Below are 15,571 nucleotides of genomic sequence, written 5' to 3' on the forward strand. Positions count from 1 at the left end.
AGAAGCTCATTTGTTAGCAAACTCGATTATCTTACCCTTACAGCCAGTAATAGATTGAATAGTTGGGGAAATAAGTAAATAATATCGCCCCGTTTACACGGGGCTTTTTTCTATCGGAGGCACAATGCTTTACCGTCTAGCCAGAACTGGCTTTTTCCAACTTGATGCCGAAAAGGCACATGATCTCGCAATTCAAAACTTCAAGCGCTTTACTGGCACACCTATTGATCTTTTGTATCGCCAACAGTTACCTCACCGACCTGTAGAGTGCATGGGTCTTACTTTCAAAAACCCAGTTGGCCTAGCGGCTGGCCTAGATAAGAACGGCGAATGTATTGATGCATTTGGCGCAATGGGTTTTGGCTTTGTAGAAGTAGGAACTGTTACGCCACGTCCACAAGCAGGTAACGATAAACCTCGTCTATTCCGTCTTGTTGAAGCTGAAGGTATCATCAACCGAATGGGTTTCAATAACCTAGGTGTAGATAACCTTGTTGAGAATGTTAAGAAGTCAAACTACGACGGAATCTTAGGTATCAACATTGGTAAAAACAAAGACACACCAATTGAAAAGGGTGCAGAAGACTACTTGATCTGTATGGAGAAGGTATATCAATACGCGGGTTACATTGCAGTAAATATCTCTTCACCAAACACACCTGGGCTACGTTCGCTACAATACGGCGAAGCACTTGATGATTTGCTGTCTGAACTTAAGGCAAAACAAGCGGAACTAGAAGAGAAGTATGGTAAGTATGTTCCTCTAGCTCTTAAGATTGCTCCGGATCTAAGTGATGATGAAGTCAGCCAAATTTGCGAATCATTGATCAAAAATAAGATCGATGGTGTGATCGCAACAAACACGACTTTGGATCGCTCAATCGTTGAAGGCATGAAACACTGCGACGAAGCGGGTGGCCTAAGTGGACGTCCAGTTCAATCTCGCAGCACTGAAGTAGTTCGTAAACTTCACCAAGAGCTAGGTGACCAACTGCCGATCATCGGGGTAGGTGGCGTTGACACTTATGTTGCTGCAAAAGAGAAAATGATGGCAGGTGCTAAGCTTGTTCAAGTCTACTCTGGTTTTATCTACAAGGGTCCACGCCTTGTAGCTGACATTGTCAAAAACCTGTAACTTACAAACCATGGTCGTTATAGAGCATCAATATCAGAAGTATCTATAAACTTACATCGTATTACTAAAAGAGACACTGTAACTCCCTGAGTTATAGAGAAAAGCGATAAGAAAGAGGAATTCATTTCCTCTTTTTTTTTGCCTATTGCTCAGTAAAATTACTGCAATTGAAGGTAATTTTGCGTTTTACCTAATGGAATAGTTCAACAGTGTGAGACGAAATGATGCTTAAACCTAGCGATACATGGAGTTGGTATTACGATGAGCAGCAATGTTCATTAATGCTAAACCTCGGAGAGGATATGATTTTCAAAACGAATCTGGTCCGCAATAAGCTGGTGGACTGCGCGTTTCGAGATAATGAATTCACCGTTGATGACGCATCCTCATACCAAACCTTCAAAGAACAAATTTCTGGCTTAGAGCTATCTGAGCCTCGCCAAGCAGAACTTGCGCTTTACTGCGTGGCTGCGAAGCGTTTCCACAAGCCCGTACAACCAAAGAGCTGGTTCTTCGCACCTCAAGATGCAGGCCATGAGTACCCTCAGGAAGGGGATATTGTACAAATGAATAACGAGCATAGCCTTGGTTACTTCATCGTGTTAGAAGTGGGCGAGTGTGCGAGCTTATGTGCATTTGTAGACCTAGAAGAGTTCCTACTGACCCCTTCAAAGGGATTACACTTTGGTGACTCGATCAAGGTGATGCACGATAGAATGCTTGATGCTAACGCTATTCTGCATCAATCTCATCATATTGCGATGGTTGGCTGACTCAAATTTAATACATCATTTCGGCCATACGTAGCAGTGAACATCCTCATCAAACCTTCCAAATAATCGGCTTAGTAGCCGATTTTTTTGTGCCTAAAAAACCTCACCCTTATAAATGCATCACTTATTAACTATCAAAATAGTGTAGTTAAGACGATTTTATTTACGTTAATTTCACCTTGTTTACTTCCCCAAAAGTGTAATTTACCCATACTTATTCCCTGTTTTTATGTTTTTGTAGTTAAATTTCAACCTTGTCTTTTGTTTGGTATATACCAGATTTTAGATGAATATTAATTCACAGTGGCAAGTTGGTCGGAAATTGGGTGTTAAACGAGTGAGTTCGTTAGGTCATATGTTTTAAGGGAATGTGGGTAAGCGATCGCTTCAGTAATGAGTATTTGCTAGCCAGTTAGTTGAAAGATTCAATGAAAAGACGAGTTTAGAGTGATGCTCTGGTAACAAAATCAGGTATAATCGAGCTCATTTTTATCAATAAAAGAACACTATGAATCAATATCTAGCGGTTACCTCAAACGGCCTTGAGAATTTATTAGTTGAAGAACTAACCCAACTAGGGATTACAAACGCAAAACCTGTTCAGGCAGGTGTTAAATTCAAAGCGACCAATGAGCAAATTTATCGTTGTTGTTTGTGGAGTCGTTTGGCTTCTCGATTTGTACGTGTCCTTTCTGAATTCACTTGTCAGGACGACATGGATTTGTACCTATCGACCACTGCGGTTAACTGGGTGAATCAATTCCATAGCTCTAAGCGTTTTGTGGTTGACTTTAATGGTACGAACCGCGAAATCCGCAATAGCCAATATGGGGCGATGAAAGTGAAAGACGCTATCGTCGATTGCTTCGAGAAGAAGTCACTACCTCGTCCTTCTATTAACAAAGAAAATCCAGATGTTCGTATTCACGTTCGTTTACACCGTGACAAAGCGATTCTTGGCCTTGATATGGTCGGCAGCGGTCTTCACCAGCGTGGTTACCGTCCTGAATCAGGTCGAGCGCCATTGCGTGAAACTCTTGCTGCAGCGATTCTTCTTCGTAGTGGATGGGACGCCAAAAAACCCTTCTTAGATCCTATGTGTGGTTCAGGTACGCTTGTGATTGAAGCGGCAATGATGGCTGCGAACATGGCTCCGGGTGTTAAGCGTCAGAAATGGTGTTTCGAATCTTTAGAAGATTTTCAATCAGACCTATGGGCTGAAGTTAAGTCAGAAGCGAATGTTCAAGGTCGCCGTGGTGTTAAGAAAGTAGATTGCAAGTTCTACGGTTATGATAACGACGAGCGAATGATCAAGACTGCACGTGACAATGCGCGTCGTGCCGGTGTTGAAGACTTAATTCAATTTGAAGTAGGTGATGCTGCACTTGTTAAGCGTCCTGCTGATTTCGACAATGGCGTGGTTGTATCAAACCCACCTTACGGTGAGCGTCTAGGTACAGAGCCTGGCCTGATTGCACTTTACACCGCATTTGGTGCACAGCTAAAAGCTGAGTTTGGTGGTTGCAACGCATCTATCTTCTCTAGCTCAGACGAGCTTCTCAGCTGTTTGCGTATGCGTGCAGACAAACAGTTCAAATTGAATAACGGTGCGTTACCTTGTCACCAAAAGAACTACTCAATTTCCGATCGTCCGATGTCAGAGCGCCCAACAGAGCAGCAAGAGCAGCAGATTGCACCTGATTTCGCGAACCGTCTTAAGAAGAACATCGGCAAAATTGGCAAGTGGGCTAAGAAAGAGCAACTAGATTGTTACCGTATTTATGATGCAGACTTACCTGAATACAATGTAGCGATTGACGTATACCCAGATCACCTTGTGATTCAAGAATACGCTGCACCTAAAGATGTACCGGAAGAGAAAGCAAAACGTCGTCTAACCGATATCATCCGTGCTTCTATTCAAGTGACCGGCGTTGAAGCCAATAACGTTGTGCTGAAAGTTCGTCAGAAGCAAAAAGGCCGCTCTCAATACCAGAAGCTTTCTCAAGATTCATCGAACCTAGAAGTAAACGAGTACGGTGTTAAGCTGATTGTTAACCTTCACGACTACCTAGATACAGGTTTATTCCTTGATCATAAGATTACTCGTCGTCGTATCGGTGAAATGGCGGCAGGTAAGGATTTCCTAAACCTGTTTGCTTATACTGGTAGTGCATCTGTACATGCTGCTGTGGGTGGCGCACGCTCTACAACTACTGTCGATATGTCTAATACCTACCTAGAGTGGGCGAAAGAGAACATGGATCTCAACGGCCGTGTAGGTCGTCAACATCAATTTGTTCAAGCTGACTGCTTACAATGGTTAGCCAAAGAGAAAGGCTCGTACGACCTGATCTTCATTGATCCACCAACCTTCTCAAACTCGAAGCGTATGGATCAATCTTTCGATGTTCAACGTGATCATATCCAGCTGATGGAGAACCTAAAGCGTTTGCTGCGTGAAGAAGGTACGATTGTTTTCTCTAACAATAAACGTCACTTCAAAATGGATTTAGAAGCATTAGAAGAGCTGGGTCTTAAAGCTCAGAACATCTCTTCTAAAACACTGCCTCTAGATTTCTCTCGTAATAAGCATATTCACAACTGCTGGTTGATTACACACAAGTAATCAAGAGCTCGTATAAGGATATATAGTGCTGACTCTATACAGTACAGAAGGGTGCCATCTATGTGAGATGGCATTCAAACTCACGGAACAGTTAAACATGAGCCATCATGTCAATGTTGTTGATATTGCATTCGATGATGAGCTCTTTTCCCATTACGGGGTCACTATTCCGGTGCTCAAATTTGAAAGCTCTGACGGTTCTCAACACTCAGAGCTTAACTGGCCATTTGGCTTGTTAGAACTTAATGATTGGTTAAAGAAGAATGGCATTACTTACAATTCATAATGGGCAGTTAGCATTTGGCGACCACCCATTGTTAGACCGTGCAGACTTCGCACTGCAAGAAAATGAGCGTGTTTGTTTAGTAGGGCGCAATGGTGCCGGTAAGTCTACGTTGATGAAAGTGCTTTCTGGCAGCATCATCATGGACGACGGCAAGATGCAAATTACGCAAGATGTGGTTGTGTCTCGCTTGGAACAAGATCCGCCGCGTAACGAAGAAGGCACAGTTTATGATTATGTGGCTGGTGGCCTTGCTGAGATTGGCGAGCAGCTAAAGATCTATCATGAGCTTCTTGATTTGATCGCAACCGACCCTAGTGAAAAAAATCTAAACCGCCTTACTCGTGTACAAGAACAGTTGGATCACGCTAATGCATGGCGTTTTGAAGACCGTGTAACTAATGTTTTAGGTGCTTTAAAGCTGACAGCTGAAACTAAGCTGACAGATTTATCTGGTGGTTGGCAGCGTAAAGCAGCCCTTGCTCGAGCGCTTGTGTGCGACCCTGACGTGCTTTTACTCGACGAACCGACTAACCACTTGGATGTTGCTACTATCGAATGGTTAGAAGGCTTCCTGAAAGACTTTCGCGGCTCAATCATCTTTATTTCGCACGACCGTGCATTCATTAAATCGATGGCAACACGTATCGTAGATCTTGATCGGGGTAAGCTGAGTTCTTTCCCTGGTGACTACGAAAATTATTTAGTTGAGAAAGAAGAAGCGCTTCGTGTTGAAGAGATGCAGAACGCTGAATTCGATAAAAAGCTCGCTCAGGAAGAAGTATGGATTCGTCAGGGCATCAAAGCTCGTCGTACTCGTAACGAAGGTCGTGTACGTGCGCTTAAAAAGCTACGTGAAGAGCGTTTGAATCGTCGTGAAGTGCAGGGCAAAGCGGTTATCCAAATCGATGATGCACAGCGCTCAGGTAAGATTGTATTTGAAGCTGAGAACATTAACTTTGGCTTCGAAGGTAAACAGATAGTTAAAGACTTCAGCTTCAATATCATGCGTGGCGATCGTATTGCACTGATTGGTCCGAATGGTTGTGGTAAGAGTACGGTTCTTAAGTTGCTTCTTGATCAACTAAAACCTGATTCAGGTCGTCTGCATTGCGGTACGAAACTTGAAGTGGCTTACTTTGACCAATACCGTGAAATCCTTGACCCAGAGAAATCGGTTATCGATAACCTAGCGGATGGTAAGCAAGAAGTTACAGTCGGTGGTCGTGAGCGTCATGCACTTAGCTATTTACAAGATTTCTTATTCTCCCCTAAACGTGCACGTACTCCAGTTAAAGCGCTATCTGGTGGTGAGAAAAACCGTCTGCTATTAGCTCGTATTTTCCTTAAATCAAACAACTTGCTGATTCTCGATGAGCCAACCAACGATCTAGATATCGAAACTTTGGAACTTTTAGAAGATTTGCTTGCCAACTATCAGGGTACGCTTCTTTTAGTAAGCCACGATCGTCAGTTTGTAGATAATACAGTGATGACAAGTTGGATCTTCGAAGGCAACGGCGTGATTGAAGAATTTGTTGGTGGCTATCATGATGCTCAGCAACAGAGAAAGCAGGCGCTTGAATACCGACAGGTTGAAAAGCCATCAAAGCCAGCGAAAGTAGTTGAGGAAACCCCGAAAACTGCACCAGTTAAAGCTAAACCTAAGAAGTTATCGTATAAGCTACAGCGAGAGCTAGAAGCTTTACCACAACGTTTAGAAGAATTGGAAACACAAATTGAAGCTCTTCAGGAAGAAGTTAACGATCCAAATTTCTTTTCGAAATCTGTAGAGCAGACACAGCCAGTTTTAGATAAGCTAACTGCGACAGAGCAGGAGCTTGAAGTTGCATTTGAGCGCTGGGAAGAGCTCGAGGCACTACAACAGAAAAGTTAAGAAGTAATAATGACTTGTACTAAATTTAAATTAACAACAGCTGCAGCCTTTGTTCTAGCTGCGACTAATGCCAACGCTGCGCTATATAAGGTAGTTGAAGTAACGCCTTCGATTACCGGTGCATCTGAAATTTTTGGTGTAGCGATCCAGCCTGGTAGTGCTACTGACGGAACGCATAACCTTGCACTAGGATGTTTTGACTCAGCGGCAACAAACTGTACTGACACTACATTCAAACTTGCTGGTGAAACTCGTAATACGGTCGAAGCGGTAAGCTATCGAGAAGAAGTGCCTTTCGCAATGGATGCTCCATTCCAATATATTCAAGCGCTTGATGATTTCGAAAATTATTGCTATCGAGAGCTTAGATACTCTACATGTGACAGCTGGGCTGAAAAGCGTTGGGCGACTTGGAGTAAGGAAAAAAATGACTTGAGTTACGTAAATGCCAAAGCCTTTGTTGAAGGTGGCGCTACGTTTGAGAGCCGTAACACAGTTATTAACTCTCTAGACGATACAGCTCAACCACTAGGTGTTAAATCTGAAGGTAGTATCCGTAATAATGCATTGTTTACAACGACAACTGGACCTACTGGTACTTCTGAAACGCGTGCATGGAAAGCAATTACCGCAAGTAACGGTTCTGTTTACAATATAGGTAGTGTGTCTGAAAAAGGCCCTGGTACCGGTACTTCAGATACGACGTTTAGCTCAAAAGCTGCAATTTGGGATGGTACGACGACTAAGAAAATCGATTGGATTCGTAGCGGTAATGCTCAACAAGGTGATTACTTTGCTCAAGGTAGCATGCGTTCAATTGTTGAATCAAACGTTGAATCAAACTCTGTTTTTTATGGTGTTGGTTATAATACTGCCGATGGTAATGGCGACCGACAAGACATGAATGCCAGTGTCTTTGTGAGTGATTCGTTAGATCTAACGAGTGCGACATGGACAACTAAGCAGGTTAGTGGCGCAGAAGCTAAATCAGGCTCGTCTCGCGATGATGCGAGGTACAGTAACTCCGTTGCGACTGATATTAACGACAACTTGTTTGCAGTTGGTTATGCTAAACGTAATGGCTATGTGCCAGAAAACGGCAGCGCAGGTAATAAGCTTTTCGTTGTGACTGATGCGAGAAACCCAACAGCAACATTCTTGTCCGGCGGTATTTTCTTTATTGGTTCAAGTGGTGAAGCTAAAGCGGTTAACAACTATAATGAGTTTGTTGGGCAGATTGATGCAGAAACGACTCGCGAGGTTAGTGGCCGCGAAAGAAGACATAGAGGCTTTATATATCCCTATAACGTATCTTCATCGGATGATGCGCGTCGTCTAGATATCTTTAACGGTCAAGCTTGGTGGCTAGATGATTTAACTAATGATGGTGACGCTACTGGTGAAAACAACAAGTTTAGAATCATCGACGCAACCGACATTAACGATGCTGGTGTAATCTCGGCGACTGCGATTAAGTGTACTGTTGGTGGAACAGCTCAGCCTTATGATACAACCTCTCACAACTCATACTGTGGTGGCGCCTCATCCAATGCGGTAGAAGAGGTTGTAGCGGTTAAGCTTGTACCTATTGCTGGTGCAACCAAAGCTGATATTCAAGCTCGTAGTGCCGACTCAGAGAAAATCGATCGTCAAGGTGGTAGCCTAGGTTGGTTATCTTTGACTGTACTTGGTCTGTTAGGGTTCCGTAGAAAATTTAAATAATTTTTTCTCTTGAGCCCGAGTTCACAATTCTGAACTCGGGCTTTTTTTCGCCTTGAGAAAATCGAAAAATTGGTCGACTATTAAATTTGGAGTCACAAAAACTCCGCAAAGTTGTAATCATTGTATGTTAGTAAATCGAAATACCCGTATGAGGACTGCACTATGAAGAGACAAAAGCGTGATCGACTAGAACGAGCACAATCTCAAGGCTATAAAGCTGGTTTAAACGGTAGGTCACAAGAAGCTTGCCCATACAGCCAAATGGATTCTCGGTCTTATTGGTTAGGTGGTTGGCGAGATGCCAGAGATGACAAACAAGCAGGTCTCTACAAGTAGATAGAGCGCAACGAATTCAAGGTCAGGGCTCCATTGTTTTTAAAACAATGGAGCCTTGTTAGGTTTAAGGGGATGCAAAGTTTACAGACGGCAAAGAACAATGTTTCTATGATATTCACACTCTATCCATTGCTGGTGGATTTAGCATTTCTTCCCCTAAAGTAACCTTTAATGCACTATAACTAAATATCTTGACGACAAAAATAAAGCAGCCATAGGCTGCTTTATTTTAAGCTAATTAGATAGTTAGAATGCTGACGTATCTTGGAAAAGGCCAACTTTCAAATCTTTAGCCACATAGATCTCTTTGCCATCAACAAGCACACGACCGTCTGCAAGGCCCATAACTAGGCGACGGTTAACAACGCGCTTCATGTGGATCTCGTAAGTTACTTTTTTCGCTGTAGGTAGGATTTGACCTGTGAATTTAACTTCGCCAACACCTAGAGCACGGCCTTTACCTTCGCCGCCAACCCAACCAAGGTAGAAACCAACCAGCTGCCACATAGCGTCTAGACCTAAACAACCAGGCATTACTGGATCACCAGGGAAGTGACAATCAAAGAACCATAGGTCAGGAGTAATATCGAGCTCAGCAAGAACCAAACCTTTACCGAAATCACCATCAGTCTCAGACATTTTAGTGATGCGGTCCATCATCAACATGTTTGGTGCTGGTAGTTGAGGACCTTGTGGCCATAGTTCGCCTTGGCTTGAAGCTAGAAGCTCTTCGCGAGTGTAAGAATCACGTTTGTTTTGCATTATCAATTACTCCGATTTTTGATAGGTGCATATTAGTGAACAGGTGTACGCTAAACAAGTCCGATCAGTACTAGACAAACCAGTTTTTGATGCGTCCCACAATTCCCATTGGGTGCTCATGTCTTTCAAAGTTTTCAATACGTTCCGCGATTTTGCTAAGAACGCTTTCTTCTTCATCGTCTCTAAATGGTTTGTTCATAATTAGAGGAATAGCTTCGTCTACATTTGACACAGACCAGATGTGAAATTCTTCGTTTTTGATGCTTTCGATAAGGTCCGGTTTAAGAGCAAGATGCCTTAGATTCGATCTCGGCAGAATGACGCCTTGTTTACCAGTGAGTCCTTGGTGCTTACAAACATGGTAAAAGCCTTCGATTTTCTCATTAAGGCCACCAACGGCTTGTACACGACCAAATTGGTCGACAGCGCCTGTTACAGCGATCTGTTGGTCGATAGGGTATTCAGATAGCGCGCTTACAAGAGAGCAAAGTTCTGCGAGAGAAGCGCTGTCGCCATCAACTTCACAATACGATTGTTCAAACACGACAGATGCAGCGTATGGTAATGGATCCTCAAGGTTTAATGCGCTGCTAACAAATGCTTGCATGATCATCATGCCTTTTGCATGTAAGTTACCACCAAGCTCTGCTTTACGTTCAACATCGGAAATGTCGCCATCACCAAAGTGAATAACGCATGAAATACGTGCAGGTTCACCATAAGAGATTGGGTGACCTGGAACGTCGATGACGGTGAGACCATTTACTTGGCCAACTTGTTCACCTTCGGTTTCAATGATGACTTGGCCATCGCGAATGTCATCTAGAGCGCGCTCTGGAAGATATGATTCTCGATTGTATTTGTGTTGTTGAGCTTGTTGTACATGGTGGATGTCAATTTCACCGTTGTTGGCTTCAACCAGTGCCTCACTCAGCAACGCGTTGTGCCAAATTGGACACAGTGGAATGTAACTTTGATCTTCCGTTTCTCGTGCGCCAGCGGTCAAAATCGCCGTTAACGCGTTTTGTGTAATGTTTGGTAGATTATAACGTTGCACAAGCCACTTAAGGTAGCCAAGGTATTGAGTCAGAGTTTCTTCAGATAGCTTAATGTCTTGTTCAACTTCACTGAAAAGACAAAAACCGGTTTGAATATCGCTATCTAAATAATCAAGATCACCGAGTTGCGATCGGTCTCCCACGACAATTAATTTGATATTGTACGTAAGAGGAAGCGTTGGTGATTGATTCAAGTGCTCAGGGTTACTGCTGATTGGCTCCACAGCTTCACTAAGCAGTGCTGACTTTAATAGTAACCAGCTTCCCGGATTAGCTAGAATTAAATTGGCTGACACGATCAGATAACCATTGTTCGCTCTAGCGAGTAAACCGGGTTTCGTAGCAACAACTTTGCCATCACGCGATTGAACTTGATCAAACAGAGAGGTTGCGTTCAAAGATTCGGTTTTGATAACCGGCTTTGTATCGTCATCTAATTCAGCAACTAAAGATTCAACGATCATTTGGCGATAGATCGAGTTGTCCGGAGAATTCACCAATAACACACGTGAAAGGTTAGATAAACGGACAAAGCGAGTTAATGCATCTCTGAATCGGTGTTGAATAACTGAGAATGGGAGAGGCGAGATGTCATGGTATTGCTCTAATTGAGCGTTATATTCGTCGTACTGAGGCGTAAAATGTCGCCAATCTACTTGTGTCATTTAGGTTTCTGATTAGGATAATAAGGTAGGGAGTATATAGAAAAACTGATCTCGCTTGTAGCTCTATATCGACATGATCAATCACGGGGCGAATATAAGTATGATCTTGGTCTATTCTTTCAAGACAATAATTGTTAAATCGTCCATTTTGGGTTACGCTGTCACTAGGATTAACACGCGAGATTAGACATGAAATATCAGCAACTTGAAAACTTGGAATGTGGTTGGAAATGGAATTATCTGGTCAAAAAATGGAAAGATGGCGAATCGATCACCTGCCATATTGATTCAAGTGAAGCTGAGGTTGCAATACAAGCGCTGTTAAAGCTTGAGCATCAACCAACAGGCGTACTTGACTGGATCACCGACAACATGTCTCCAGAGCTCGATAATAAGCTTAAGCAAGCGATCAGAGCGAAGCGTAAGCGCCACTTTAACGCTGAGCAAGTTCATACTAAAAAGAAATCAATCGACCTCGATTACCGCGTGTGGGAAAAGCTATCTCAAAGAGCGAATGAGCTGGGGTGTACTCTGTCTGACGCCATCGAATACCTAGTAAGTGAAGCATCTCGTAGCGAACAGGCGAGTAAGACGGTAACGAGCCTTAAAGAAGATTTAAGCAAGCTTCTTTCTGACGATAAATAACCATCAATATTAATGGTGACTTTATGATATATGTAATCTTAATCTGTGCAGTGTTGATATTTTGGCTGGTTGCGGTCGATAGGCCTGTACTAAAAATAAAATTCAATGATGGGGCTATTGATCAATTCAAAGGTCATCTACCACCGAGTTTCAAACACAATCTTCAAGAGATTGGCCACAATAATGCGTTTAAAGGTGAACTGAAAGTGTACGCGAAGCGCTCTGGTTACATTCTGAAGTTCACTAAGGATGTACCAAAGAGTGTTCAGCAGAGAATTCGTAACGTTTTCCCGCATAACGGCTTTAAATCGAAAGGCTCAAAGAAAGCGTAATCTTTTATAATTACGCGTTGTCTAAAACAACACCATACTAAGTTAGTCCTAAACACCTCTCCATTTTCTGCATACTGTTTTCAATTTTCACGAATAGAGAACAGTATGAGATATCAAGTACTTTTATTGTGTTGTTTGCCATCATTTGTGATTTCAGACGACTCTTTGATTAACCCAGTCGCAAAAAAGATTAAAACCAGCGTTCTTAAAGGTCTCAACAAGAGTCATATTGAGCTAGAAGGGTATTGTGATCTTATGATTGAGATGAAGCATGCCAAAGGCTATACACTAATCAAAAAGGTTAGAACATCTGGAGATAGCAAAATCTGTAAAGAAGCTAAAAACACTTGCCTAAGCGTAAAAAGTTTAAGTATATAGCTTTCCTGAGAAAATATATTCGTCTCCACATATCAGAATAACTACAACCTGATGCACTATAACTAAATATCTATAGTTTTAGTGAAACAATTTCGTGAACCAATCTCTAATTTCTATTAATATTTAGCTCACTTATAAAGTCGGCATATGCTGCCAAAAAGAAGATTAGGGCAAAGGAAAGTCTCGGTTGTTGCTAGCAAATAAAAATTATCCCCCAGAAGTCATAGATATCTCTAGAAAAGTTTCAATTAACGTTGAGACTCGTTTTACTAAGTGGTTAATATCTGAAAAGTATAAACTTGACCAATCCACGGTCGACACGCTACTTAGCTTAGAAAATAGATACTGCGAGAGCGTCATCTTTAATGAGGCAGACCGAATCTCACATAATCAACGTATTCTTTTGCGTTGTGAACAAGATAGAGTCAATGCCAAACGTGAGAAGATAGCGGCCAAACAACAAACACTGCGTTACGTTATTGACGATGTGAGTGACGCGGCTTCAGCGCTCATGTTAGAGAAGCTTCAAGGTACACTGATAAGCTCTCTGTTCACACAATTGCCAGATTACAATCAGTTTGCGAGCGTCGTGTATTCTCCATTTTTAAACTTTTCCAAGTTATATAAAATTTCATCGGAGAGTCGGGGACTTAGCTCTAGTCTTGTTGAGTTTGTTTCCAATCGTGAGTTTACAGAGAAGTACGGTAAGAAATCGAAAATCATACTCGACCCTAAAGTTGCAGCAAGGCAAATTGGTATAGAGAACTGTCGTTTGTTGTTCCCGTTACTAATGAGCCAAAAGTTGATTAAGTGGAACGACGGTAATATCAAGCATATTGTACCTAAGGTTTGGCAACACTTGGTGGTGACTTCGAATGCTACGCGTATAAGACTACAACAAACGTCCGTTAAAGATCCGAACGTTGGCATCCTTCTTGGCGTTTTGAGAGTGTTACCTTTATTCTTGATTTGTAATCACTTTTCTTCAACTTTCGAAGATGCCTTGGTGAAAACTATGCTCGGTTATCGAGATGCTAGTGACAGGCATGAAGAATATTACGCTTGTGCTGAAGTCATCCCAAATACACAGTTTCTGGAGTCTATGGTAGAGCAACTTGAGCTGAAACTCCTTCAGAAGCTCGTCGAATTCATTGATTGGAGTCCTGGCAACCAGTTTATACAGAGAGCGTTGTTAGAGGAAGTAAACGATGTTCCAGTATTAGAACGAACTCTTCACGGAGCAGCATTAGCTCAAGGAAGAAAGTTCTCTATTTTTGAAGCTCTTAGCAACAGTGATTTCTTTAATATTAAGCACAAACCTTATTGGTTCTCGAATGTTCAAATGTCAGCAACGACGATTGAGCAAATGCAGAATAGGGTACCAGGTAAAATAACCGATAAGATGTAAAGAAAAAGAGCCACAATTGATGTGGCTATTTTTCTTTTTGCTACACTGTCACCTTTGTGGTAATGACAATTCGAGGAATTATCATAGGTACGTTTTAGCAAACGACTTCAAAGGTGAATGAGTCCTGTTTGGCTATTGCTTGTTTGACTGGAATACCTAAACGTTGGCATGCCATTAGCAGTTTAAGCTTTCTATCCGCCGGAGCGTGCTCTGAGAGAATGACTGAGGTCAGGCACTGCTTGTTAAGAAATAATTTATTGCCTTTAAGCTCTTCGTTAGGCAGTACCCAGCGATATTCTCGTTCATAGCGCCAATTGGAGTGCTTTACCTTAAAGAGTTCGGTACCTAAGCGTAATGGCGGTAAATTCTCTAACAAGGGTAAACAGATATTGTTTGGATAGTCTTCATATTGGACCGCGAAGCAGTTTAGGTTTGCGTCACCCTCATAAAAGTTAAGGTCATATTCAATACACATACCTTTGAAGTTATCACCATACTGAGACCACAGTATTGGGTGGTCGCTGGACTGTGAGAAACACATCACCTTAAAATCATTTTGAAGGCATTGGCTGAAGATGTGGTTAGAATCAAAAGGGTTATTAAAGGATTTAGCGTAATCAAACCACAACGAACACTCGGATATAGATTGTATATTTCTATCATGGAGCGATCTGAACTTATAAAGTTTAGGCAACATATCAAACACCTAGTTTACAACATTTTCTGATGTTAACACTTTAATTGGTAATTCAACTCCGAATGCAGAGCATTTGATTGCTTAATCACCTTATTTTTAATTATAACTGTTTGATAGATCAAAATTTAAACACAAAATAGTGGCCTGTTTAGGTGGTTTATTTTGCCATTCGTCGCCCTTTAAGGTTTCTAGAATAATGTTAAATACGATGCAACGTAACGTTTGAGTTTATTCAATCACGACATCGGTAGCCAAGATGAATGTCGATATTATCTGAATATCTGAAACTATTGCACCGGAGTGCGTTGCGTTGTCACTTATTGTCAACTTGTAACCTGTGAAATTAACTGCGGATATACTTTGAATTCAATGTAGCTTGTTCATAATTTAGTTTGGGTTTCAGAGACAAGCTCATGGAACCTTAAGTAACGAGAGCGACGTTAATTGATAAGCTGGAAACGAACTCAACTTGAAAGCGTGACATAAGTGACCAGCAAAGCACAACAATAGGACTACTTTCATAACTTACACACAGCAATGTGTAGCCATCGGTTGTAGAAAGTTAAATATTGAATGGATAGCATCTAAGAGTTAATTTGAACAGGCGCTGCGTAAAGATCCAGTAAGAGTGTTTAGCTGATGTAATCAAGGTGGTACGAGTTGGTTTTATTTAACGTGTAGTCAAACTCATAAAAATGGTTAATCGAATGAATTAAGTGGTTCTGTACGTAAAATCTGTGAGGGATAAGGCTCGTAAAGGTCTCAGGTTCACATGTAATATCCCTGTCAATCCCATTTTAAAATGTCCTCTTTTCTCCCAATTAGAAATGTCACCTTTGGGAGAAAAGAAC

At 41.9% G+C, this 15,571-nt stretch carries 14 protein-coding genes; 11 read left to right on the plus strand and 3 right to left on the minus strand.

The features are described 5' to 3' along the window. Window positions 1-124 precede the first annotated feature (124 nt). The 7 genes from pyrD to rmf all read left to right on the plus strand — a co-directional run bounded on the left by pyrD (window position 125) and on the right by rmf (window position 8,775). On the plus strand, window positions 125-1,135 hold the full coding sequence (gene pyrD / locus ACTRWI_RS09100; protein WP_499130685.1) for a quinone-dependent dihydroorotate dehydrogenase: 1,011 nt from the start codon (window positions 125-127) through the stop codon (window positions 1,133-1,135). 224 nt (window positions 1,136-1,359) lie between these two features. Then, window positions 1,360-1,908: a cell division protein ZapC gene (locus tag ACTRWI_RS09105; protein WP_499130708.1), complete on the plus strand. Its 549-nt coding sequence runs from the start codon at window positions 1,360-1,362 to the stop codon at window positions 1,906-1,908. 508 nt (window positions 1,909-2,416) lie between these two features. After that, window positions 2,417-4,537: a bifunctional 23S rRNA (guanine(2069)-N(7))-methyltransferase RlmK/23S rRNA (guanine(2445)-N(2))-methyltransferase RlmL gene (gene rlmKL / locus ACTRWI_RS09110; protein WP_499130687.1), complete on the plus strand. Its 2,121-nt coding sequence runs from the start codon at window positions 2,417-2,419 to the stop codon at window positions 4,535-4,537. A 25-nt stretch (window positions 4,538-4,562) separates the two neighbouring features. Then, window positions 4,563-4,823, plus strand: coding sequence for a glutaredoxin family protein (locus ACTRWI_RS09115; protein WP_499130688.1), 261 nt, complete (start codon window positions 4,563-4,565; stop codon window positions 4,821-4,823). Continuing rightward, on the plus strand, window positions 4,801-6,717 hold the full coding sequence (locus ACTRWI_RS09120; protein ID WP_499130689.1) for an ABC transporter ATP-binding protein: 1,917 nt from the start codon (window positions 4,801-4,803) through the stop codon (window positions 6,715-6,717). The genes ACTRWI_RS09115 and ACTRWI_RS09120 overlap by 23 nt, the downstream gene beginning before the upstream one ends. 9 nt (window positions 6,718-6,726) lie before the next feature. Continuing rightward, window positions 6,727-8,439 (plus strand): DUF3466 family protein, encoded by a 1,713-nt coding sequence (locus tag ACTRWI_RS09125; RefSeq protein WP_499130691.1) that lies wholly within the window; start codon window positions 6,727-6,729, stop codon window positions 8,437-8,439. A gap of 162 nt (window positions 8,440-8,601) precedes the next feature. After that, window positions 8,602-8,775: a ribosome modulation factor gene (gene rmf / locus ACTRWI_RS09130; RefSeq protein WP_004742306.1), complete on the plus strand. Its 174-nt coding sequence runs from the start codon at window positions 8,602-8,604 to the stop codon at window positions 8,773-8,775. Between the two features lie 246 nt (window positions 8,776-9,021). Here rmf and fabA read toward each other — a convergent pair whose 3' ends face one another. Both fabA and ACTRWI_RS09140 read right to left on the minus strand, forming a co-directional pair. Continuing rightward, complete coding sequence (fabA, locus tag ACTRWI_RS09135; RefSeq protein ID WP_499130694.1) at window positions 9,022-9,537, minus strand: bifunctional 3-hydroxydecanoyl-ACP dehydratase/trans-2-decenoyl-ACP isomerase; 516 nt, start codon at window positions 9,535-9,537, stop codon at window positions 9,022-9,024. 70 nt (window positions 9,538-9,607) lie between these two features. Further along, window positions 9,608-11,260, minus strand: coding sequence for an AAA family ATPase (locus ACTRWI_RS09140; RefSeq protein WP_499130696.1), 1,653 nt, complete (start codon window positions 11,258-11,260; stop codon window positions 9,608-9,610). A 189-nt stretch (window positions 11,261-11,449) separates the two neighbouring features. Here ACTRWI_RS09140 and matP point away from each other — a divergent pair, with 189 nt between their 5' ends. The 4 genes from matP (at window position 11,450) to ACTRWI_RS09160 (ending at window position 14,023) form a co-directional block, all read left to right on the plus strand. Next, window positions 11,450-11,905 carry a macrodomain Ter protein MatP gene (matP, locus tag ACTRWI_RS09145; RefSeq protein WP_499130697.1) on the plus strand — a complete coding sequence of 152 codons (456 nt, stop codon included), beginning with the start codon at window positions 11,450-11,452 and terminating at the stop codon, window positions 11,903-11,905. A gap of 23 nt (window positions 11,906-11,928) precedes the next feature. Continuing rightward, on the plus strand, window positions 11,929-12,237 hold the full coding sequence (locus ACTRWI_RS09150) for a DUF3634 family protein (protein WP_499130699.1): 309 nt from the start codon (window positions 11,929-11,931) through the stop codon (window positions 12,235-12,237). 105 nt (window positions 12,238-12,342) lie between these two features. Further along, window positions 12,343-12,615, plus strand: a complete 273-nt coding sequence (locus ACTRWI_RS09155; protein WP_499130700.1) for a hypothetical protein — start codon at window positions 12,343-12,345, stop codon at window positions 12,613-12,615. Between the two features lie 190 nt (window positions 12,616-12,805). Next, window positions 12,806-14,023 carry a hypothetical protein gene (locus tag ACTRWI_RS09160; RefSeq protein WP_499130702.1) on the plus strand — a complete coding sequence of 406 codons (1,218 nt, stop codon included), beginning with the start codon at window positions 12,806-12,808 and terminating at the stop codon, window positions 14,021-14,023. A 94-nt stretch (window positions 14,024-14,117) separates the two neighbouring features. On the opposite strand, the gene ACTRWI_RS09165 is transcribed toward ACTRWI_RS09160, so the two are convergent. Further along, complete coding sequence (locus ACTRWI_RS09165; protein ID WP_499130704.1) at window positions 14,118-14,567, minus strand: DUF2971 domain-containing protein; 450 nt, start codon at window positions 14,565-14,567, stop codon at window positions 14,118-14,120. Between the last annotated feature and the right edge of the window lie 1,004 nt (window positions 14,568-15,571).

The organism is Pseudoalteromonas sp. G5_S1_14_S5 (genome assembly GCF_054968605.1).